Below are 23,606 nucleotides of genomic sequence, written 5' to 3'. Positions count from 1 at the left end.
ACCGTTGCTTAATTAATCACTTCGTGATTAATTGGCGCTGGTTGGGTGGCACTACTATTCGAAGGCTTTCCCATTGCGCCTGAGGCACATCCTGCAGCAAAAGTCCCCCCAAGGGGAGTTTTGAAGCAGAGATGGATGTGATTCAAGAAAGCAAACCGCAGGTGCGGCTTTCGGTCAAATGCGACATCTTTCCCATTGCGCCTGAGGCAACAAGGCCGACATAAACGTCGGCCTGTTGAAGTATTGATTCATTCCAAATGGTGGGGCGCTATAGCCGCGTCAAATCTTGGCTTTGCCAAGATGACCGCGGCTATTCCCATTCAATAGTGCCAGGAGGTTTAGACGTGATGTCATAAACCACACGAGTGATACCCTTAACCTCATTAGTGATGCGATTTGAAACACGAGATAAGAAAGCGTGTGGCATATCTGTCCACGTCGCAGTCATCCCATCACTTGAGTTAACCATGCGAAGACAAATAACTTCTTCGTAGGCACGGCCATCACCTTTTACTCCAACTGTTTTTACAGGAAGTAAAACAGTCAGTGCCTGCCAAGTTGATTCATAGAGATTGTGCTTATGTAATTCTTCAAAAAGAATTTGATCACTTTGTTGTACCTGGGCAATACGAGTTTCAGTTAATTCACCAAGAACGCGAATTCCGATTCCTGGCCCAGGGAATGGATGACGGTGAACCCAACTATGTTCAAGACCAAGCTCTTCTCCCATCTTTCTCACTTCGTCTTTAAATAGGTAACGAAGAGGCTCAAGAAGTTTTAAATTCATTCTCTCAGGAAGTCCTCCAACATTGTGGTGAGACTTAATCGTTACTGACTTACCATCTTCTTCATGGGGAGAGATTGATTCAATGACATCTGGATATAAAGTACCTTGTAGAAGGTATTCAAAATTAATGCCGTGATTTTCTTGGTATTCTTTTACTTTCATTTCAAAGATATCAATGAAAGTTTTTCCAATGGCCTTACGCTTATCTTCCGGATCAGACTTACCTTCTAAGTTTGCCATAAACTCGGCCTTAACGTCGATCACTTCAATATTTAGCTGAGTTTTCTCTTTTAATGTTTCAATATGCTGGTAATCTTGTGGACGAAGAAGTCCGTGGTCAACAAAGAAGCAGTATAGATTATCACCGATTACTTCGTGTGAAAGTTGAGCTGCAACAAGTGAGTCTACACCACCAGAGAAAGCACATAGAACTTTTGATTTTTCAATTCCACGCACAAGCTCTTTTGCCTCTTCAAGCATTTCAGTCGCATCCCAATCTTTTTCAAGCTTTGCGATATCTTTAAAGAAATGATTTAAAATATCCTTTCCATGTTCACTATGTTCAACTTCAGGGTGAAATTGTAATCCCATCATTGGACGTGTTGTATGCTCAATTGCAGAAACAAGACCATTTCCTGATTCCATGACAAGATTAAAATTTTCAGGAAGTTTTGAGATATGATCAGAGTGAGACATCCAAACATTTACTTCTTCAGGAACTCCATCCATTTTGAATCCATTTATTAAATGAATCTTAGCATGACCGTATTCACCGATTGTTCCCTTCTCAACAACACCACCAAAGTACTTCCCCATTAGCTGCATTCCGTAGCACACACCTAGGATAGGAAGTTTCTCATTTTCAAAAACAAAATCATAATTTGTTTCATCTTCAAAAACTGATTGTGGGCCACCAGAAAGAACAAGAGCGTTAGGCTTCTTTCCTTCGCTAAATAATTCACGCGCTTTTTTTACAGTGATGATCTCACTAGAGTAACCGAGCTCACGCGACTTTCTTGTAATTAATTGTGTGTACTGTGAACCAAAGTCCACGATCCATATTTGTCTTGCACTCATATTTTATTATTCCTATTTTTTATTTTTCAATTTGATAGTTTGGCGCTTCTTTCGTAATCATGATGTCATGTGGATGACTCTCTTTAAGTGAAGCTGCCGTAATCTTTACGAATTGGGCCTTCTCTTGCATTTCGACAATTGTTGAAGCACCGATATAGCCCATACCACTTCTAATACCACCATTTAATTGGTAGATATTTGAAGCAAGGCTTCCTCTATATGGAACTTGCCCTTCAATACCTTCTGGAACTAATTTTTGATCATCTACATCACCTTGTCCGTAGCGATCTTTTGAACCAAGCTTCATTGCTCCAAGTGAGCCCATACCACGGTAAACTTTATAAGTACGACCTTGATATAAAACCATCTCTCCAGGTGTTTCATCACACCCTGCAAACATTGAACCAAGCATGACACAACTGGCCCCTGCAGCAAGAGCTTTAACGATATCACCAGAGTATTTAATTCCACCGTCTGCAATAAATGGGATCCCTGCCTTAAAACAAACATCAGCACAATCCATAACTGCAGAAAGTTGAGGAACTCCAATTCCTGCAACAACACGAGTTGTACAAATTGATCCTGGACCAATTCCTACTTTTACACCATCAACACCAGCATCGATTAGAGCGAGACATGCTTCAGGTGTTGCAATATTTCCTGCGATAATATCAACACTTTGATCTTTAGAAATAAGCCCTCTTACTGTTTTAACCATACCGATGACACCTTTTGAGTGACCATGTGCTGTATCAATAATGATACAATCAACACCAGCAGCAATAAGATGCTTTGCACGCTCAACCTCTTTATCACCTACGCCAATAGCAGCGGCAACTCTAAGACGTCCTAATGCATCCTTGTTAGAGTTAGGAAAGTTGATACGCTTTAAAATATCTTTGATTGTAATTAGACCTTTAAGCTTTCCATCCTTACAAATAATTGGAAGCTTCTCAATTCTATTCTTATGAAGAATTTTCTGGGCCTCATCGAGATCAATCCCCTCCAGAGCTGCAACAAGCTTATCTTTTGGAGTCATGATATCTTTAACTTTTTGATTCAGATTATGTTCGAAACGAATATCACGACTAGTAAGAATTCCTACGAGATAGTTTTCAGAATCAACAACTAAAACCCCTGTAATCTTATTTTTACTCGTCAGCCTTATGACTTCTTCTAAATGCATTTCAGGATTAACTGTAATTGGATTTAGAACAACACCTGACTCGAACTTCTTTACCTTCTCAACTTCCCACGCTTGATCTTCAGGAGACATATTCTTGTGAATAACACCAATACCACCCTGTTGGGCCATAACAATTGCAGTCTTAGACTCTGTTACAGTGTCCATGGCCGCCGAAACGATTGGAATATTTAAAGCAATATTACGAGAAAACTTTGTTTTTAAAGAAACATCTCCAGGCAATACTTCTGAATATCCTGGTTTAATTAAGACATCATCATAAGTAAGGGCCTGAGGAATTTGTGCAATAGACATAAGACTGATCCCATCTAAATAGTTAAAATATAAGCAAATAGTTGCTTATATTTTAACTGAGATCATTTTTTTATAATACCGGGAATTTTTCTTAGTAGGCTTCTTTGTAATCCTGACTATAACTCTCAAGATCATTAATTAGACTGTTTACAGCATCGCTATGCTTTTGTTGACCTAAATACTCTTTTCTCAAAGATGTCTCAAATACATCATTTTTAAATTCTTCATCAACAGGTGAAGGTACAGATGCAGGATTTCTTAAAGACTGAGGCTTCTCTGGCCTAAACTTACGCTCTGGACGTACTCCTTCTTGTGGAGCTTCCCTCTCATACTCACGCTCTTTTTTCATTTGAGTAGGAGCCTTTTCTTCAGAAGCAGGAACCCTAGTATTTGGCCCGTATACATTAACTTCTACATCAGATTTAGTTGTGTAGTCTGGCTTAAACTTCTTAAAAGCTTTCTTCTTAGGTGACTCTTTTGCCATTTCCTTAAGTTTTTCTTCATAGAATTGCTCAAGTCGAGTTGCTCTTGCCCCACCTTCTACTCCAACAGAAGCAATCTCTCGACGAGACTTAACTGTTTGAGATTGTCTTACAACAATTTCACCAGGCTTATTAGAAACCCTCATATCTTCTCTAAGAGTAACAGAAGCTGTCGATCTTTTAGGAGTCTTTGTATATAGCTCTTGCGAGATCTTATTGTCTTTATGCCTTGGTGCTCTAGCAACAAGAGTGCGTTCATTCATCGGTTTAACTGCAGGAAATAAAGAAGTCACAGCTTCATAAGCGCTAGAAGAAATAGGTGTCGGAACTCTTGGAGCACCATTTTCATAATCTTCTTTCACAAAAGAAAAGCGGCCAGGGCCAACCTGTTCTTTCATAAACTCATAAACATTATTATTAATTGTATGAGTACCTGTAATACTTAAAATTTGAGTCTTTCCATTTTCTGGATCATAAGAAGCAATATACTCTCCACTATCGTACGAAATTGTCGCATTAACAGTTTGAAGTTGAAACTTATCATCAGTATTTTCAATAGACTTTACCCAGATATATCCAGACTTAAGCTCAACTATTTTATTAAGCATTGAGACATAACTTGAACCTGAAACATGATACTCGTGATCAAAGTAATCTCTAAAAACAAGTTCAGCGCCTACTTCAGTAAAAATATCGTCAAAGTCATAGATGTAGCTTCCTGCATCTAACTTCTTTGTTTGTTGATTACTAGTTACAAAAACATTCCCCTGCACTCTTGCAACAACGGCCCTTGGAGATTTTGCCGTTTCGGCACCAAGAGCAACTGTAAAAAAAGTCGAGATGAATGCTAAGATTAGCAGACTAGTTCTTTTTATATTTCTGTACGATTTTCTCATAGTGCCCACTTAGGATATTCCATTCAGGAGTGTTTCTATATTTCTTTCTAAATTCTTCAACGACTGCAAAGAATTCGTCTTTACGATTTTGTTTTAAATAACTCATACCTAGCCATAATTTTGCACCTAGGTAGTATTTTGATGTTGGATACTTCTTAGTAAGATAAGTGAAATATTTCTCACTCCAATCATAGTGTTTTCCTGACTCATAACTTGCTACACCTGCTTGAAATAAGAAGTCAGCATCAAGCTCTTTTGAGTTTGGAAAGTTCTTTGTGTATGCATTAAAAAACTGCGCACTCTTTTCATAATTCTTAGAATCAAATTCTTTTTGTGCAATTGAGACCATCTCTTTTGCATCCCACTTATACACATCGTACTTAACGAGGTCGTTACTATCGACGCGTGCAACACTTGCAATTGTTCTCTTTGTATAACTCTCCTTTTTAGGAGCTTTATCTTTTAATTGTGTTTCGAGATAATAATTCTTACTTTCAAGAGTTTTGATTTTGTAATTAGCTTGCATAAGCTTATTGTTCATCTCTTGATTTTCTTTTGATAAAACTAGAATCTTGTCCTCTAACTCGTTAATGGCCTGGGCGCGTTTTTCAAAATGCTCCACATAGCTACACGATGTTAGCGACATCAATGCAAGTCCAAAGAATAAAGAATTAACGGTTTTCACTTTTTTTTCCTCGTTATTAGTACCTCTTCGCTCTTCTTTTCGGATAATGGACTAAAATATTTAGCAAAATTTGCGACTACGTATTTTTAAGGAGTTACAAGGCGAAATGTTAATATTCATTCACAATGTTAAGAGAGAAGCTTTTATCGTCAAATCTTTGTCAATTCCTAGATTTAGCGTCATGCTTTAGCGTATAATACCGCTAAGGTATGAAATTAATTAAGATATTTTAAGGAAAAAATAATGTACAAAATCCTACTGGCCCTGGCCATCACCCTCTTTGCCTACGCCGATAAAAAAGATTACTCAGACCTAGTGAAGGCCCAGGTAACAACGTTTGCTAAGAACAACAATAAGTACTTGGCCATTAACTTGAGAAATAAAGATGGTTGGCATACATACTGGCAAAACCCAGGGGATTCAGGTTTAGCGACAGAAGTTGAGTTTAAACAAGATGGCGATAAAATTGTACTGGATCTAGTGGAATGGCCAATACCACATAAGTTTATTGAGAAGGGTGATATTCAGACATTCGGTCACAAAGATGATTACTCGTATTTCTACTACCTAGGAAATTCATTTGATAATGCGAAGAATTTTGAAGTTCATTTAAAATACTTAATTTGTCATGACATTTGTATTCCACAGGAAAAGATAATTAAGGGTGACTTTGATGGTGGTGTTTTCAAATCTAAAGATAATCAAATCCAAGTAGCAAATTCTGAAATTGAAAAAAGATTTAATAACCTTCCTACTCTTAGAGAAACTCCAACATACCTAAATCTTCAATTAACAAAGTATGAAGGCGGACTTGCTCTTGTCTATAATATTACTGGTGAAAACCAAAAGCTTACGGCGGGACAAAATGTCCTGACACCTTATACAACGAGTCCAATCAGTTTTAAAAGAGAAGCACTCTATAAAGACACAAAAGGAAATCACTACGGACTCTACCAGTTAGATTGGGATGGAGAATACTTAGAGCCAGAATACCCTCTTCCGACAGATGGGCGTTTTGTTGAACCACTTGCATTTAAGTTTGTTTTTAATGACCCAGTTATCGGTGAAACATATCGAGTTGATTTTGACATTAATTCATTTGGAACAAATGAAGAGTCATTTAAAACATTCTACGCGAGACTAACAAAAGTTGATAATGATAGGCCTGTTCAAGATAAGAATATTGTAAGCAATGAGGAAGGCTCTTCTTCCCTACCTTACTTTCTTTTTATGGCCTTTATTGGTGGATTAATTCTAAATATCATGCCATGTGTTCTACCTGTTATCTCTCTTAAGCTATTTGGGCTAATTAAGCATTCGAATGAGAGTCGTTCAAAAGTATTAAAACATAATATGTTCTACTCACTAGGTGTCCTTGCTACATTTGCGGCACTTGCCTTTACTATTGTTGGCCTTAAAGCATCTGGTGAACAAATTGGTTGGGGTTTTCAGCTTCAATCACCAATGTTTGTAGCGATCATGGTCTTTGTCATCTTCACGATGGCGCTAAACCTCTTTGGTCTCTTTGAATTTAAAACTCCTGGTGGAACAAAACTTGGAAATGTTGAAGTTAGAAATACCTTCTACGGTGACTTTATTAGTGGTGTTTTAGCGACAGTACTTTCAACTCCATGCTCGGCTCCATTTCTTGGAACAGCTCTTACTTTTGCATTTTCAGAATCAAGTACAAATATTGTCATGATCTTTCTAGCAATTGGACTTGGTTTAAGTGCACCTTTTATTCTAACAGGAATTTTCCCTGCACTAATTCGCTTCCTTCCTAAGCCAGGTATGTGGATGGATCACGTGAAGAAACTTTTAGGATTAACTTTAATTCTAACAGTTGTCTGGTTACTTGATGTCTACTCAGCACTCGTGGGTTCACCTGTTGCGATGATGTATATCAATTCGGCCCTTGTCTTCACATTCTTCCTTTTCTATATGAGAAAGAATATGACAAAGAAAGCTCTAGCAACCTTAATCATTGTTCTTCCAGTCTTCTACTTAGGCTATTCTGCAATAACAACTCCACTTAATACTGGTGGTAACGGTAACTCTCTTATCGAAGACAAAAAAAGAGAAGGCCTTAACTGGACTAAATGGACACAAGAAGAAATGAATAAGCGCATTGATGAGAAGAAGCTTACATTTATTGATTTCACTGCTCGCTGGTGTATCACTTGTAAGGTAAATGAAAAGCTTGTTATCAATACTGACTCATTCAAAGATATGGTTGCTGAAAATAAGATCGATCTACTTCTTGGAGACTGGACTCGTAAAGATGAGGCCATCGGAAAATGGCTAGAGTCTCAGGGAATGGTTGGTGTTCCTGCTTACTTTGTGATCAATGAGAATGGTGAGTTAATTAAGCTAGGTGAAACAATCACTCTTGGTAAAGTTAAGAAAGCTCTTGGAGTAAACTAACCAAGAAGCTTTGCAATTGCTCCTGGCGCAGTATTAGCTTGCGCTAGGAATGCTGTTGCAGACTCCATCTTAATCGAATCGAGGGCCTTTGCTGCCGTCGCTTTTGCAATATCTGTATCTTCTATTTTTGATCTAGCCGCTTCAGAGTTTTCATAATTATGCTGAAGATTAACGCTAGTACTTTCTACTCTTTTCATCGTTGAACCAACCTTGGCCCTAGAATGTGAGATCTTATCAATTAAAGCATCTGCAGCTCCCATTGCAGACCTCGCCCCTTCTTTTGTCAGAACGTTTTGATTAAGAAGCTTACGATTTGAAGTCATTACATCACTGATATTATACTTGATACGATCATTCTTCTCTGAGTTACGAATACCAATTTGCATTTCAAGATCACGGCCACCATTTAAAAGTTTAGTGCCATTATATTCAGCATTTTCTTGAATACGTATTATTTCACGTGCAAGCTGCTTGAATTCACGGTTTGTATTGGCGCGATCACTATCGTTATAAGTATCAGTTGCCATTTGGATAGAGAGCTCTTTTAAGCGAATTGCAATATCTTGCATACTCCCCATTGTTGCATCAGCAACCTCGAGCATTGAAAAACTATCGTTTGAGTTTCGTTGGGCCTGAAGATTAGAGCGATTCTGTGCTGACATCTTTAGGGATATAGCTGCGCCGGCCGGATCAATTGCGGCCTGATAAATGCGCTTTGCACCTGCTAGTTTGCGAACCTCACTCGTCTGGTGATCGTTCACTTCACCTAGCATTCTTTGCGCCAGCTGTGATGTGACATTAGTCCCTACTCTCATCCCTGAAGACTACCCTTTAAATTTTCGGCCCTTTCCACCATGAAAGGGTCTACTACTTAAAATTTATCGGAAAAAAATGCCCAAAGTTTATACGTGTAAGTAAAAAACTTTGGGCACTTGTCTAGTTAGAATTGAGAGCCGTAAGCCGACTATTTTGGTATCTTATTTTAATTAGCTAGCAATCTTCTGATCGCGATACCAGCTTTTAAAAGCAACTAAGACACCAGCAGCTGCTTGATAAACATTATCTCCTTTGGCTTTTTTGTGGAACTGATGTTTGTGACCGTTCACATTGGCCGAGAATACATATTCTGGACCTTTCTTATCGGCCACGAACTGAATATGACCCACATTTCTAAAGTCGTTTGAAATTCCTTTCAACTTTTTAGCTACGTAATCCTCAAAAGCTGGTGAGTGATCAACGTTGTGAAAGCTTAATTCATAGTTCATAGGACCTCCAATTTTTTCCTGTGTTCCTCTATGAATATATAATATCAGGCCAGCACAATTAATTATCTGAGCTATGTTAGATTTTTGTAAATTTCTCTAAAAGTAATAAATTGTTTGATTTGAGCATATCTGATCAAAATATTTTAGTGTTCTCATGGCCCCATTTTTATAATAAAATTAAAATGTTTTATAATAAAGGAGACGCAATGCGCTTATATGAATACATCCAACAGGGTGGCTTAATTATGTATATTCTACTATTTATCAATGTAGTAGGATGGGCAATCATGTTATCAAAAGCTTATTTTCTTTCAGTTGAAATGAAAATGACTTCTCAAACTTCAAGCGATATTCAAAAGAGGATAAAAGATAATGGTGAGCACATGGACACCTCATCAACTATTGAAATTGCAAAGCAGTACCTTGCTGGCCACATCATGAATGTTGAAAAGGGTCTAAACACTGTAAAAATTATTGCAACGATCTCACCTCTTCTAGGTCTTCTTGGTACAGTAGTTGGTGTTCTTACGGCCTTCCACGTAATGTCAGAAACAGGTCTTTCAAATCCGGCTTCATTTGCACAAGGGATTTCAATGGCACTGATCACGACAGTTGGTGGAATGATCGTAGCGATTCCACACTTTGTTGGTCACAACTACCTACTTGGTTCAGTTGATAAACTAGAGACAAAACTAGAAAAAGAAATCATGGAAAAAGTTCTATGAGTTCACGCACAAAAAGAACAAGACAAGAAGCAAATGCTGACATCACTCCATTGATTGATGTTGTCTTTTTACTTTTGATCTTCTTCATGACTTCAACTGTATTTAAGAAGTCTGAGCTTGCGCTACTTTTAAATCTTCCAAAGACAGAGTCTGGTGAAAAGGCCTCTGCAGATTCTAAAGTTTTAACAATTGAATTATCAAAAGAGGAAGTTGCAATTGCTGGTAAGAAATACACTATTGATGAATTAGATACTGAGTTAGCATCTATTCAAGATAAGAATAAACCAATTGATCTAAGAGTTGATCAAGAAGTTCAGTACTCGAGGCTAGTGCGTATTTTAGATGTGTTAAAGAAATACAGCCTAACTAACCTCTCACTAATCACTGAAAAGTAATTACATACTCGAATACAAATCAATTAAATTCTGGGCCGTCTTACGACGATGAAATTTTTCAACGAAGTTACGGCCCGCTTCTACCATCTCAAAGGCAAGATCAGGATTCGTTAGTACGTTGACAATTTGCTCACTCATTTCGTGTTTATTACTTGGATCAATATAAATCGTATTAGGGCCACCCGCTTCAGGAAATACGGATCCTTTAGAAGTAATCACAGGTGTCTTCGAAAATAACGCCTCAATAATTGGAATACCAAATCCTTCAAAGAATGATGGAAAAACAAATAAATCACTTCGTTGGTAAAAAGCTGGAAGGTCATCATTAGTCACATTTGAAAGAATCATGATACGATCTTCAAGTCCTTTAGAGTGAATATAACTTTCAACCTCTTTCTTGAAACTTCCACCATTTCCGATAATAACAAGCTTATGATTAATCGACTTCTTAATATCTGCATAGGCCTTAACAAGAGTTAGAACGTTCTTATTAGGCTCAATTGCACCAACATAAAGAATAAACTTCTCGTTCACACCATAGCGTTCAACTGTAGAAACCTGTTTCTCAATAGGAATTGGAGAATAGAAACGAGGATTACAAGTTTGATATACAACCTTGATCTTATTTGGATCACACCCAAGATAATGAATTAAATCACTCTTCGTTTGCTCACATATTGCTAAAATAACATCTGCAACTTCTGTCGCGTACTTTATTTTTCTAAGATAAACTTGTCGATCGATCCATTTGAAGTTTTCAGGAAAACGTAAGAATAAGAGATCGTGAATTGTTACAACTGACTTGATTCCCGTCTTCTCAATACCGTGAGGTAGTTCATGAGATAAACCATGAAAAATATCAATCTCTAGCCTCTTTGCTTCATCTGCAACTTTAAAAGATCGCCATGCTGCTGGAAATTTTTTAGACCAAAAGTCAGAAGGTTTAACTACATTCAAATTATCATATTGATCTAGCCAGTGAATGGCCCTTGGGTCATCAAATTCTGGTGTAAAAAGATAATATGAGTTCTGTGAGTGATAGCGACTTAAACTTGCAATGAGGTCCCTAGAATAATTCCCTAGACCTCTGAAGTTATGAAATGCTCTCTTTGCATCAAATCCAATTTTCATTTGATTAGTATAAGGGAAAGGCCACTATTTGCCTATCCCTCACTTGGAACTTTTATCACTTGTCCTGCATATAAAGCAGAACCTGAAATATCATTTACTTTCTTGATTGTTCCAATCGATGTATTAAACTTACGTGCAATGGCAGTTAAGTTATCACCACGACGTACGCGGTATTTCTTATATGCAACACTTGATGGAACTCTTGTTGTAGAAACCTTTAGTCTCTGTCCAATGAAGATTCTGTTTCCTTTAAGATTATTCAATGTCTTAATATTTGAAACTGTTACCCCGTACTTACGTGCAATATCAATTAAGTTATCACCTCTAGCAACTTTATGAGTAACGATATCGCCTTTAGTCTGATACTTAAGCCTTTGTCCAACAAGAATCTTAGAACCTCTAATTCCATTAATTCGCTTTAGATCAGTTACTCTAACACCTAGACGATTTGCAATAATTGAAAGGTTATCTCCACGTCTTACTTTATAAAATCCAGAAGATTTTTTATCAGAAGAGTTGGAAGCAATATTGATATACTTACGTGTTTCATACTCTGCTAATGAATCATAATCAGTAAACTCACTTGAAGGTAGGAAGATGCTTTGAGTATGTCTTCTTTGTACCTTTACCCACTTTCTTTTTAAATCTGGATTTAAAACTTTAAGTGTTTTTAAATCAACACCTTGAGCGCGTGCTAATTTGTACAGATCAAACGAACCTTTTACGTTGAGTTGTTTTACTTTCTCAAAAGGACTATCTTTTGATTCTGTAATCTTCATTCCGTATTTACCTGGATTATTATAGATCTCACGTACCGCAGCGACCTTTGGCACGTAATAGATTGTTTCTGTAGGAATTAACTTACGTGAAACAAGTTTCATATAATCACGTGTCTTACCTTTTCTAATCGCTCTAATGATACCGTACTCACCTTTATTATAGGCAACAAGAGCAAGCTCCCATGAGCCAAAGATATTATAAAGATCTTTAAAATACTGAGCAGCTGCTTCAGTTGATTTAATGATATGAGTTCTCTCATCAACGTAGCTATCAACTCTTAACTTATATCTAATACCTGTTGCCTTAATGAACTGCCAAGGACCTACTGCAGCGGCCTTTGATTTGATAAAAGTATTGTAACCAGACTCGATTAAGCCTACAAAAAATAAATCTTCCGGTATACCGTGTGAGCGCATAATCTTTTCGATTACATTACGATAGCGTGCACCATTATTAACATATCTAAGAAATAAATCTCTTTCTTTTTCTGTAAAATACTTAACCCAAAAATCGAAATGTTTCTGGTGATAGTGAAGTTCAAGTTTATCCATATTGTTGATGGTGTAAGCCTTTACACTACCTACATCTTTAGATTTATACTTTACGACTTCCTTTACAATTACTTTTGGATTTTGTGCCGGTGTTTCACTAACATATGTTGGCTGAACGTTTGCACATGATACAAGAATAAATAAAGGTAATAAGATATTGATTTTTTTCATTGGGCTCCCAAAAAGCTTCAATACAGGTTTTTCTGTAATTTTACCAATTTACATATCTTACTATTTTAAATGAACACCACAATTTTTCGAGGGGGGGAATTTAATTCATATTAGACAAAATCACTTTTCCTTTTTCCCAAATAACATGAGGCCCTGAATCGTCTTTCAATTTTGTAAAACCATCAAAATCAAAATAATCAAAACCATAAGCAATATTGAAAAGTGACGCAATTCCCACTGTTGATTCAACCATGCAGCCAAGCATTGTCTTAAGTCCTAGCTTCTTTGCTTGTTGAAGTTGTGAGAAAGTCTTCATCAGGCCATTTGCCTTTGAAGTTTTAAGAACAACGCCATGACAAAGGTCTTTAAAAGGATCAAGAAATCGATGATCTTCAATGCCTTCATCAAGAAAAACATCGATTGGTGACTTTTCTTTTAATTCTTTATAAAGGTCGAACTCATTTCGATAAAGCGGTTGTTCGATAAAAAGTACATTCTCATCTTCTATCATAGCTAAATGCTCAAGTAATAATTCGAGATTACTCCCATATGACTCGTTAGCATCTAAAACGAATACACGCTTTGATTCATTTATAAGTTGTACCTGAACAGGAAATGTTTCATGTGTAATCTTTAATTTGATAACCCCATTAGTATCGGCATCATCAAGCAGCTTTCTTCCTTCATCTATTGTTTCAAAAACTGGAAATGAGTCTAATGAGTCTACGCTTTTAACTGTATTAGTACCTAAAATTTTCCATGGACTAAGTTCTGTGGCCTTCACAAGATAATCTAAGAAAGCTGTTTCCACCCCTAGTCTTAGACGAGGAATATAAAAATCATATTGGTCTAGATATTGTGTTAACTCATTATATTGAACAATACCTGCATTTTCATAATCTGATGCAAAACGCTCAAGTTCTTGTTTTAAATCTTCGACGCAGATATTCTCTTTTGAACCATAGCTAATTTCCCCAACTCCCTTGTATTCACCATTTTTAAGAGTCACGTAGATAATCTCTTTGGCCAAAACCTCGGCCCCTGAAATCTTCCATGGTTTATTTAAGTTAACTAGTCGTGTATCTATTGCCCATTCCATATTATGCCTTAAAGCGTTAAAATAATTATTAAAAAGACTAAAATATGTTACCAAAAATAATTTCAAATATCACACTAGCATTTATTGCCATCGTTTTGGCCTACATGCTTGCGCCTCTGTTTAAAGAGTTCTTTGATGGAATCTTTAATCCTCATAAGAAATCAAACAAGTCTCATTCAAAAGAAGAGTTTGATGAGATGGTTCGAAGAAAGATTGAAAGAATGTCTGCTACAGGTAATTCAAACTCAACTCAAGCAACGGGGGCCAAAACAACGAAAGGATCTCAAAGAACCTTTCTCTCTTATTTTGAAGAAAAGAAAATGTTTGCAAGTGATGAAGATTTAAATTTCTTTATAGGCCTTCAGTCGTCTCTTCAGTGGGGAGATTTTAAAGAAGGTGAAGAGATATTAAATCTATTACGCAAAGATTTTAAATTTGATAAAGAAGAGCTATCTCCCCTAATAAATCCTTTTATAAAAAGTTTCTTTTGTAAGGAAGAGCTATTGAAAGTAGCAAAGCTAAACAAATCAAGTCTTTCAAAAGAATCCTTTCTGTCAGCTGCAACAACGGCATTTTTCTTTCAAAACATAGAAAGAATTGAACATAAACGCTTTAATAAACTAACACTAAAGCTACTTATAGCTTTATCCACAATAAAAAGTGATAGAGTAGCAATTCTTGAAGGCTTTATAAGAAGCGAAGAAATAACCTTACCGATTAAGAAAGACTCTTTATTTACTTCGCTGACAAAGAAGATGAACTCTTCATATGATGAGATTTTTGCACTTTTTCCAATTGATGAAAATAAATTAAGTGATGAATTTAGTTCACTAAAAGAAGAAAGTGACCGAAAAAAGAAATATAAGAAATTAGTGCAAACCTATCATCCAGATAAGTGGCAGGCAGAATTAAAATCAAAGATCATTGATGATCGTTTAAATGAAAACTTTAATAAGATTCAAAATATTTATAATAAAAATAAGTAATTGATATAGAGAGAAGTAAAAGATGCAAAAGAGAAAAGAACAAATTATCAATAATATTGAATGTGAGCTAATTAAGATTGTAAGCGAAACAAATGGTATCTCTTTAAATGATACCCTAGAGCTACTTGTGCACTCACCTAGTATTCGCGACAATCAATTATTAGAGAAGCCAGTTCTTGAATTTATGAAGCTACTCTCATCTTTTCAAATTGATGAAGTTGATATTGAAACTCTTCTCAATCACCCTGTATCAGATGCAGTTTTTAACTTTTTTCAAAAATTTCCAATTCCATACTACGAAGAACATATCCACCTAACAGGATCTTTAAATGCAGAATTTATCTATCCACGTTTAAAGAAACTTCTAAGTGGTAAGAATAAAAAAGTTTACGAAAAGAGAATTGCAGAAGTTTATGGAGATGATGCTCTCCCAATTAATAGTATAGAAGATGTCGATAACCTTATTCGACTTAAAGAAGGCGAACAATTTGCAACTTACCTTCGAATACTCTTTTTAGCAAAGCTTATCCTTACATCTAAAAAGGCCCATCAAGATGCAGCCTATCATATGGCAAAAGAATTGTACGAAAATTATAACGTCGGAAGTATTCGTCTAAAGTTTACATTATCTCGTGCTTCAAATATGGATGCAGAACAAATCCCTGGTATCGGAGAAGTTACTGAAGAAGATGTTGTTCTAGGACTTTATGAAGGTTTCAAGAAATTTCAAAAAGAAGTACCAAGTTTCAAATTTATTCTATCTCCGTCTTTTAGAAAAGAATTGAACTTCTTTGATGACATTAACTTTGAGACTAAGAAAGAACACTTTGAGCATCAAGTGGATGCCCTACTAGATATCTTGGAAAAGTATCCGTACTTAAAAGAGAACCTAGTAGAAGTTGACACAGTTGGAGATGAGAAGGCCCTTTATCGTAAGGCGCACTTTAAAGAGCTTAAAAGTGGACTACGTAAGCTTCAGTACCGTGGATTAAAGATTCGCTCTCACCATGGAGAGACTTGGTTGACTTTAAAAAAAGGAATTCAATCTGTCGATAATGCTATGAATATTTGGCATATTGATACACTTGAACATGGGCTAAGCCTTGGAATTAATCCTAACTATTACTACCACCGTCTCTTTCAAAGAATAGTTGAAGCAAATGCAAAACATCAACCGATTGATAAGAAATCAACAGAAGGACATGAGCTCGAAGAGATGGAGTGGGAATCTAATTCTATTGGAGTAAAAAAGAAACTCTTTAAAGGTGAGCCACTTGAAGCAGATGAAGTGACTTTACTATTAAAGACTAAATTTCATAATGCACGTGAAGTTGAACACTATCAACACGATATTCTAAACCGTATTATTCAAAAGAGTGTTTCACTTGTTGCGCTTCCATCATCAAACCTTAAGCTCACAGGAGTTTTCCCAGACTTTAAAGACCATCCATTTTCATGGTGGGAAAAGAAAGGCGTTAAGCTTGGGGTTGGAACAGATAATTACATTACCCTTTCGACAAATTTCATTCGAGAGATGCTGATTCTACTCTACTCAGACCCAAAGAACCTTAAGATCACAAAGCTTCTAATGCTTACGACTAAGGAGTCGAGAAGGCCTTATATTAGTAATCTTCTATGGGAAATGCGAAAGAAATACGCGAAGTAAGATATTAATATTACATAATACTAAACTTTTTTGCGCGGTCTTCCGACAAGTCTCTATCTATCTATGATTTATAGAAGCTATACGATGAAGGACGTAATTAATGACATTTGAGTACTCTCATTTCAAGTCACTAATCAATGTCGCTATTGACAACAATGCGAGTGACATACATATAAGGGCAGACGAAACCCCTTGCTTTAGAATAAGTGGTGACATGGTCGCCGTTAAATCAAATAAATTACTAACCCAAGAAAGCATCTACGATATCCTTCGCCTACTCGTTGGAGATAAGGAACAGCAAGAGCTTGAGGCAATCAAGGATCTCGATGGCTCTTTTGACTTTGAAGATAAGTGTCGTCTAAGATTTAATTACTTTAAATTCAACAATAAGAATGGCCTTGTTTTTCGTGTCATTAAAAAAGAAATTCCAAGCTATAAGGCCTTAGGCTTAAGTGATTCACTAAAACAAATTATCCGTGCTAAACGTGGACTAATTCTTGTTACAGGAGCGACAGGCTCTGGTAAGTCGACGACTCTTGCAAGTATGATCAACTATATTAATGAGCGTCGTGCAAAACATATTATTACAATCGAAGATCCAATTGAATATATCCATGAACAAAAAAAATCGCGCGTCACCCAAAGAGAAATTGGAGTGGATACCGATAATTTTGAAGATGCTCTAAAATATGCTCTAAGACAGGACCCAGATATTATCTTACTTGGAGAGCTTAGGGATCAAAAATCAATTGAAATTGCTCTAAAGGCATCTGAAACTGGTCATTTGGTACTAGCAACGATTCATACGACAGATGCGATATCGACAATTAGTCGAATCATTTCAATGTTTCCAGGTGAAGAACAGGCCGATGCACGAAAACGTTTGGCCGACTCCCTTTATGCCACAATCTCACAACGAATGATACGTTCAAAAAAATCTGCTAATGGTGTACGAGTTGCCCAAGAAATTATGGTCACTGGCCCAGGTGTTAAAGAATGTATTCGTGGAGATGAGCCTCTTGATCGCATCATTCCAATTATTGAAAATGGTGGAACAAATTCAGCAGACATCCCTTGCCAGAGTTTTGATCAGGCAATCCTTAATCTTCTTGAAGGTAATTATATTAGTGAGGAAGATGCTGCTAAGGAAGTGCGAAGCGCAAGTGACTTCATGAGAAAACTAATGCTGACAAAGTAGTAAACAAGAACGCTACCTCAAGAATAGAAAAGGCCCTGGTGGGGGCCAGGGCCAATCCGTCTAACGCGAATTAGACTAACTTGATGTGAGGATAGTAAGAAAAGACTTACATGGTATTTATTATTCGCCATTTTTCCCTTTTTATTAAGAGGAAGAAATTTCAGCAAATAAAAAGTAAAAGGCCAAGTACTTATGACTTGGCCTTTGTTAATTTTTAATATAAAAAAAATCTAAAACTTTTACTCTTTTTTACCTTAAAAAATTATTTTTGATGTGAAAGAATCTCTTTTACGACTTTATCAACCAGCTTTTTTGCATCATCACATTGAGTCTTCCAATGTGCATGATCTAAACTAGGATCGTGATTCATTAACAACTCTCCTAAGGCCTTAGTGCTATCATTAAATTTTCTAAGTAGCTCAACTGATAATTGCTCATCATCCATTTCCTCAAGAACTGCCATCACATGATCAATATCTGAATTATCAATTAATTTATTAAAATCCATTTCTTATCCTTATTATTTCTTTGCTTCTTGAGCAATCATATCACGCATAATATAGATTGCTTCCTCAAGCCCTGCATCCTTACGTAGAGATGATACCCATTCTTCCTTACGTTGTTTAAAGTCTTCTTTCCACTGCTTTTCATCACCTTCTTTTACAGTCTCATGTGACTTTAGTGATTCTTCGAAGTGAGTAACAACTAAATCTTTATTTTCTAGATCTAGTTTTAGACTTTCTAGCTTCTTCTTATTTGCCTCTTCTTCTTTCATCCAAGAGTCAATATTAAGCTTAAGCTCAGTCTCTTTACGTCTCTTCTTAAGGTAAGCAACGCTCTCTTCAATCTTTTGCATGCGCTCATCTTTTTGAACACGTTTTTGAGACTCACTAATAAGCTTTTTCATATCATAAGACATACCTGCCCACTTCTGATATTTCTTTGGCTTAATTTCATCCCACTTAAGTGAGTAAGTTAAATCCTTTTCACGGTTTTCAGCATATGACATTGGATCTGGAATTACAATATCAGGTGTTACACCTTTATACTGTGTTGATACTCCATTTATTCTGTAGAATTTTTGGATCGTAAGTTTTAATGCTCCAAACTCTTCACCAATCATTTTATTTAGACCTTGATCAAGGCTATAGACAACCTGAACAGTCCCTTTACCGTGAGTAACTGCACCACCAACAATTACAGCTCTCTTATAGTCTTGCATTGCTGCCGCTAGAATCTCTGATGCAGAAGCTGAATAACGGTTAACCATAACAATTAGTGGGCCACCATATTCAATACTTGGATCTTCATCTGCAAGAGTTTCAACTTGATTCATATAGTTTCTAGTTTGAACAATTGGCCCTTCCTTAATAAATAGACCTGACATAAGTTGTGCATCAGTCAGGGCCCCACCACCATTATTTCTAAGGTCAAGGATGACACCATTAACTTTTTGTTTCTTTAATCTTTTTAGTTCAGCTCTTACATCATCAGTACAATTAATAGTTCCATTAAATTCACGGTAGAATTTCGGAACATTAATATATCCAAACTTACCTTTCACACCTTTAAGTTCAAGAACTGAAGACTTGGCAAAAGAGGCCCCCATCTTAACAACATCTCTTGTGATACCAATTGACTTACGTGAGCCATCGGCCTTCTTAACATGAAGCTTAACAACTGTTCCTTTCTTACCACGAATGTATCTAACGGCATCATCAACTCTCATCCCAACAAGATCAACCGGCTCCTTCTCTGAGTCACCTTCACTTACAGCAAGAATTAAATCATCAACTTCAAGTTCCTTTTGTCTCCATGCAGCTCCACCTGGAACGATTTCAACAACTTTGATATAACCTTCATCTTCAGATAAGACAGCACCGATACCTTCAAGTTGCCCTGACATATCGATATCAAAATCTTCTTTTCTCTTTGGAGCAAGGTACGCTGTGTGCGGATCAAATACAGCACCAACAGAGTTATAGAAAAGCTCCATATAGTCATCTCTTGTGTCTTTTAAAAGTCTTTCGAAATAAAGGCGATATTTCTTGTCGATAGCTTCGTGGGCCTTAGCTACGATTTCTTTTTCAGTTAGAATTTTTTCAGACTCAAGCTTCTTCTTTCCATTCTTTTTATTCTTAGCAGTCTTTTTAGCATTCTTCTTAGGATTCTTGAGGTCTTCTTGGTCTTCTTTAATCGAGATATAACGGGCCATTACTGATTGCTTGTAAGTAAGGCGCCAGTTCTTTTCAAACTCACTCTTATCTTTTGCAAAATGTCTCTTTTCTGGGTCTAGCTCAACAACTTCATTTCCATGAAAGTTAAACTTACCTTTAAACATTTTCTTTCTTAAAGCATCTGCTTCTTCAATTCTTTGCTTTTTAATTTTCATGGCATCAAGAACAAGCTTGTAGTTTCCTGATCTCATCTCATCATCCATTAAAGACTCATACTTCTTAAGTTCTTTAACATCCGAATCATATAGAAATTGCTTTGAGTAATCGACTTTTTGAACAAATTCTTTGAAAGCATTTTTAGAAAGATCATCATTAACTTTTAATTTTTTATAATGAAGTTTTTCGAGAACATCGATTAATAAGTTCCCTAAAACTTGATCTTTATTAATACTAAATAAACCATTTTCCGCTCTTAAAACAAATGGCGTTGATAAAAGAATGAGACCTAAAAATAGTCCCAACGACTTTCGAAATTTCTTGTGCATTGAAGCTCCAATTCTAATAATATTAGGTAGTTCCTAAATTATATTTTAAAGCCTCTTCAGTATTAATCAAAGATTAATTATTCAGGAAGAAATTACTTGCAATGCACAATAAAATCTCATTCCGCTCATTTTTTTTCAAAGTTACCTTGAATATCATACTGATATACTTCAGCATTATTAACGCATTCTTTAATTAACTCTGATAAATCATGCTCTTCGCAAAACTCCATAAAGTACTTTATTTCTGCCTTAATTACTGGATGTTTCGGTGCAAACATTGAACAAGCGTCATCATGTGGAATAATAGATGTTTCAAATGTATCAATCTTTTTGGCCTCTGTAATGATGTCCAGCTTATTCATCCCAATAAGTGGCCTCATCACAAGCATCGGACAAGAACGATCAAGTACACTCATATTCTGAAGAGTCTGACTTGAAACTTGTGAAAGGGCATCTCCCATAATTAGGGCACTCGCCTTTGCTCTTCTTGCAAGATACGCAGAAGTATCCATCATATATTTTCTAAAAAATAATGTTCTGTAATCTTCCTTACAATTTTTTGCAATATAGTTTTGAATATCTCCATAAGGAAGAACATATAATTTAAAGCTATCCTGAAACTTAGAAAGAATTTTTCCAAGCTCTAAAATCTTCTCTTTTACTTCCTCTCCAACATATGGATAGGCATAAAAGAAAGCAAAAGATTGTCTCACGCCTCTTCTTGCCATTAAATAACTAGCAACAGGTGAATCAATCCCACCAGATAAAAGAGTAATAGCATGTCCGCTTGTCCCAACAGGTAGACCACCAATACATGGAATTTTTTCCCAAGATAGATAGATCTCTTCATTCATGACTTTTACATCAACCATGAGATCAGGATTTTTTACATCAACTTTAAGTTCCGTATTTTTTAAGATTGCAGTTGCAATATAGCGGTTAATTTCATCACTATTTTTTGGAAATTGTTTAAGAGCTCTTTTTGTTTGAACTTTAAAAGTCTTAATATTTGATAATTGACTTAATTCTTTTACGGCAAGATCACAAACATAATCAAGATCTAATGGACACGCTCGCATCGGAGTAACAGAGCTTAGGCCAGCAACAGAAGTTAATCTATGGATTAGCTCTTCACTAAACTCTTCTTCACTTTCGGCCACTAGTCGCTGTTGATTATTTTTTAGCTTCCAAGATGTGTGATGATACTTACTAAATATTCGACTTAGATTTGTCTGAAGTTTCTTATAGTAGCTCTTTCTGTTCTTACCCTTAAGCCATAATTCATCAACTGTTAAAATTAAACTTTTATACATCTTTATTATTCCTATTTAATTAAAAAACCAATTTCTTCAATAACTTCGCCAAAACCTTTTAAAAGGCCTTCCACCTCTTCTTGTGTTGTTGACTTACCAATCGATATCCTAAGAATATTTTTATGAAACTTCTCTTCAATCCCAAGTCCTGCAAAGAGAGGGTTTAATCCCTTAATCTTTGATGAACAAGCTGTAGATGAAGAGATCATGATTCCCTTGGTTTCAAGGTGTCTCATGATGATATCACTAGCAATTCCCTCAAAGAGAACACATAGAATAAATGGTGAAGTATTTCGATCCTCAAATGGATAACTTATATTTTTATGTAGAGCACATAGCCCTTTTTTAATTACTTCTTTAAGAACTTCTGCTTTTTCAAATGAACTCTCTAAATCCTTAAAGGCCAATTCACATGCTCTCTCAAGAGCTACAACAAGAGAAGTAGGAGGTGTCGATGCTCTTAGGCCTTTTTCATGTGCGCCACCTCTTAGGTAGCGTTTAAGAAATTGAACCTTACTTTCTTTAAAAATAAGACCGCCAATTCCTCTTGGACCTCCCATTTTATGAGCACCAAAAGTGACATAATCAATTTCAGAGTCTTTGAGTGTGAAAGGAACTTTACCAAAGCCTTGTGTCGCATCCACATGAACGAGACACTTTCTATTCTTGGCCTTCACAGCTTGCGCTATTTTTTCAACTTCAAAGTATTGTCCAGATTGTGAGTTAACAAGGCTGATACATACAAGTTGTGTTTCACTTGTTACGCCATCGACAATTTCATCAATGCTTTTATAACCTTGTCCATTATCAATGACTTTAGTGACAGAAGGATGATCTCCACTAAAAAAAATAATCCCCTCCTCAATCGAGCGAATCACCTGATTATTTGCTTCAGTTGCAGAAGAAGTGAAGATTAGGCCATAGTTTTTGGCCTGAATAAGTTTTAAGATATTACTTCTAGCATCCTCAATTTTCTTAGCACATTCCTTTCCTGCTAAATGCTTAGCAGCAGGATTTGGATAGTCCAGTTCGAAGCTTTGCGATAAAACTTCAATAACTTCAGGATAGAGCTTAGTTGAGGCAGCGTGATCAAAATAGTACATAATTTGCCTTATACCATGTTTTAAACAGTAAGTACCTTAAATAACGATATTTTTAGACACTGTCCATATACTAAACACTCCAAGTTACTGAAAGCTCGTATAAAACTGCCCTATTTCTTGGCACTTTTCTTGCTTTATAAAATACATATGAAACTAAGATACTTTATCTTTATATTAATCGGAGTCTACTGGCTTTCAAATACGGTTCATGCAGTTGGACCTAAGGCCAATGACTACCTCTTTCGCTCTCAAGTGAAAATTGAAGAGTTTAATAACTTTTCAAAGAAAGGACTGGGCCATCTTGCGGCCAGAAGTCTTAACGAATCAAAAGATTATCTAGAAAGATTAGCACAGATTAAGCACGAACTCTCCCAAGAACAATTAAATCTCTTAAATAAACTACACGAAGAAGTGACTCAAAAAGAAAAAATTGAAGCCGAAACAATCAGCACTTGTGATTATCGAAATATTGAGCACTATAAAGAGATTGAAAAGCTAAAAGAGCTAAAAGTGAATGGTAGTATTCTCACATTCAGATCTCATAAGAATCTCTACTTATTAAAGGCCAAAGAAGTCCAAAAATGCCAACAATTCAGTACTTGGATGGAAAACTTTAACGAAATCTCTGTATAATGTTCATACTAACGCGATA

20 protein-coding genes are annotated in these 23,606 nt (G+C 36.2%); 7 read left to right on the top strand and 13 right to left on the bottom strand.

Annotation, left to right across the window (positions count from 1 at the left end):
* Positions 1–310 precede the first annotated feature (310 nt).
* The 4 genes from guaA to C0Z22_RS14875 all read right to left on the bottom strand — a co-directional run bounded on the left by guaA (position 311) and on the right by C0Z22_RS14875 (position 5,425).
* A complete protein-coding gene (gene guaA / locus C0Z22_RS14890) occupies positions 311–1,864 on the bottom strand; it encodes a glutamine-hydrolyzing GMP synthase (protein WP_103219166.1) in 1,554 nt (517 codons plus the stop codon).
* 19 nt (positions 1,865–1,883) lie between these two features.
* A complete protein-coding gene (guaB, locus tag C0Z22_RS14885) occupies positions 1,884–3,362 on the bottom strand; it encodes an IMP dehydrogenase (RefSeq protein WP_103219165.1) in 1,479 nt (492 codons plus the stop codon).
* Between the two features lie 91 nt (positions 3,363–3,453).
* Complete coding sequence (locus tag C0Z22_RS14880; RefSeq protein WP_103219164.1) at positions 3,454–4,740, bottom strand: hypothetical protein; 1,287 nt, start codon at positions 4,738–4,740, stop codon at positions 3,454–3,456.
* Entirely contained in the window at positions 4,706–5,425 is a 720-nt protein-coding gene (locus C0Z22_RS14875; RefSeq protein ID WP_103219163.1) for a tol-pal system YbgF family protein, read from the bottom strand. The genes C0Z22_RS14880 and C0Z22_RS14875 overlap by 35 nt, the downstream gene beginning before the upstream one ends.
* 243 nt (positions 5,426–5,668) lie before the next feature.
* On the opposite strand from C0Z22_RS14875, the gene C0Z22_RS14870 reads away from it, so the two are divergent.
* A complete protein-coding gene (locus C0Z22_RS14870) occupies positions 5,669–7,849 on the top strand; it encodes a cytochrome c biogenesis protein CcdA (protein ID WP_103219162.1) in 2,181 nt (726 codons plus the stop codon).
* Here the strand turns inward: C0Z22_RS14870 and C0Z22_RS14865 are convergent.
* Both C0Z22_RS14865 and C0Z22_RS14860 read right to left on the bottom strand, forming a co-directional pair.
* A complete protein-coding gene (locus C0Z22_RS14865; protein WP_103219161.1) occupies positions 7,846–8,664 on the bottom strand; it encodes a flagellin in 819 nt (272 codons plus the stop codon). The genes C0Z22_RS14870 and C0Z22_RS14865 overlap by 4 nt on opposite strands.
* Before the next feature lie 171 nt (positions 8,665–8,835).
* A complete protein-coding gene (locus C0Z22_RS14860; RefSeq protein ID WP_103219160.1) occupies positions 8,836–9,114 on the bottom strand; it encodes an HPF/RaiA family ribosome-associated protein in 279 nt (92 codons plus the stop codon).
* Positions 9,115–9,320: 206 nt separating this feature from the next.
* Here C0Z22_RS14860 and C0Z22_RS14855 point away from each other — a divergent pair, with 206 nt between their 5' ends.
* Positions 9,321–9,839: a MotA/TolQ/ExbB proton channel family protein gene (locus C0Z22_RS14855; RefSeq protein ID WP_103219159.1), complete on the top strand. Its 519-nt coding sequence runs from the start codon at positions 9,321–9,323 to the stop codon at positions 9,837–9,839.
* Positions 9,836–10,234 (top strand): biopolymer transporter ExbD, encoded by a 399-nt coding sequence (locus C0Z22_RS14850; protein ID WP_103219158.1) that lies wholly within the window; start codon positions 9,836–9,838, stop codon positions 10,232–10,234. The genes C0Z22_RS14855 and C0Z22_RS14850 overlap by 4 nt, the downstream gene beginning before the upstream one ends.
* On the opposite strand, the gene C0Z22_RS14845 is transcribed toward C0Z22_RS14850, so the two are convergent.
* From C0Z22_RS14845 to C0Z22_RS14835, 3 genes are all read right to left on the bottom strand, one after another.
* A complete protein-coding gene (locus C0Z22_RS14845; protein WP_103219157.1) occupies positions 10,235–11,365 on the bottom strand; it encodes a glycosyltransferase family 1 protein in 1,131 nt (376 codons plus the stop codon). It abuts the gene before it with no gap.
* A 32-nt stretch (positions 11,366–11,397) separates the two neighbouring features.
* On the bottom strand, positions 11,398–12,867 hold the full coding sequence (locus C0Z22_RS14840; protein WP_103219156.1) for a LysM peptidoglycan-binding domain-containing protein: 1,470 nt from the start codon (positions 12,865–12,867) through the stop codon (positions 11,398–11,400).
* Between the two features lie 100 nt (positions 12,868–12,967).
* On the bottom strand, positions 12,968–13,966 hold the full coding sequence (locus C0Z22_RS14835) for an enolase C-terminal domain-like protein (protein ID WP_103219155.1): 999 nt from the start codon (positions 13,964–13,966) through the stop codon (positions 12,968–12,970).
* 44 nt (positions 13,967–14,010) lie between these two features.
* Here C0Z22_RS14835 and C0Z22_RS14830 point away from each other — a divergent pair, with 44 nt between their 5' ends.
* The 3 genes from C0Z22_RS14830 to C0Z22_RS14820 all read left to right on the top strand — a co-directional run bounded on the left by C0Z22_RS14830 (position 14,011) and on the right by C0Z22_RS14820 (position 17,816).
* On the top strand, positions 14,011–14,952 hold the full coding sequence (locus C0Z22_RS14830) for a hypothetical protein (RefSeq protein WP_103219154.1): 942 nt from the start codon (positions 14,011–14,013) through the stop codon (positions 14,950–14,952).
* A gap of 22 nt (positions 14,953–14,974) precedes the next feature.
* Entirely contained in the window at positions 14,975–16,618 is a 1,644-nt protein-coding gene (locus C0Z22_RS14825; protein ID WP_103219153.1) for a hypothetical protein, read from the top strand.
* Between the two features lie 100 nt (positions 16,619–16,718).
* The gene (locus C0Z22_RS14820; RefSeq protein ID WP_103219152.1) at positions 16,719–17,816 is read left to right on the top strand and encodes a type IV pilus twitching motility protein PilT; all 1,098 of its coding nucleotides are present in this window, start codon (positions 16,719–16,721) and stop codon (positions 17,814–17,816) included.
* A 262-nt stretch (positions 17,817–18,078) separates the two neighbouring features.
* Here the strand turns inward: C0Z22_RS14820 and C0Z22_RS14815 are convergent, their stop codons facing one another.
* The 4 genes from C0Z22_RS14815 to C0Z22_RS14800 form a co-directional block, all read right to left on the bottom strand.
* Positions 18,079–18,324: a hypothetical protein gene (locus tag C0Z22_RS14815; protein WP_103219151.1), complete on the bottom strand. Its 246-nt coding sequence runs from the start codon at positions 18,322–18,324 to the stop codon at positions 18,079–18,081.
* Positions 18,325–18,336: 12 nt separating this feature from the next.
* Positions 18,337–20,538: a carboxy terminal-processing peptidase gene (locus C0Z22_RS14810; RefSeq protein ID WP_103219150.1), complete on the bottom strand. Its 2,202-nt coding sequence runs from the start codon at positions 20,536–20,538 to the stop codon at positions 18,337–18,339.
* Positions 20,539–20,663: 125 nt separating this feature from the next.
* Complete coding sequence (gene thiI / locus C0Z22_RS14805; protein WP_103219149.1) at positions 20,664–21,851, bottom strand: tRNA uracil 4-sulfurtransferase ThiI; 1,188 nt, start codon at positions 21,849–21,851, stop codon at positions 20,664–20,666.
* 11 nt (positions 21,852–21,862) lie between these two features.
* Positions 21,863–22,954: a cysteine desulfurase family protein gene (locus C0Z22_RS14800; protein WP_103219148.1), complete on the bottom strand. Its 1,092-nt coding sequence runs from the start codon at positions 22,952–22,954 to the stop codon at positions 21,863–21,865.
* A gap of 147 nt (positions 22,955–23,101) precedes the next feature.
* Here C0Z22_RS14800 and C0Z22_RS14795 point away from each other — a divergent pair, with 147 nt between their 5' ends.
* Positions 23,102–23,587 (top strand): hypothetical protein, encoded by a 486-nt coding sequence (locus tag C0Z22_RS14795; RefSeq protein ID WP_103219147.1) that lies wholly within the window; start codon positions 23,102–23,104, stop codon positions 23,585–23,587.
* The last annotated feature ends 19 nt before the right edge of the window (positions 23,588–23,606 follow it).

Source organism: Halobacteriovorax sp. DA5, from assembly GCF_002903145.1.
Classification (GTDB): Bacteria; Bdellovibrionota; Bacteriovoracia; order Bacteriovoracales; family Bacteriovoracaceae; genus Halobacteriovorax_A.
Note: the sequence above shows the minus strand (reverse complement) of the source record. Positions and strands in the feature narration are given on the sequence as shown.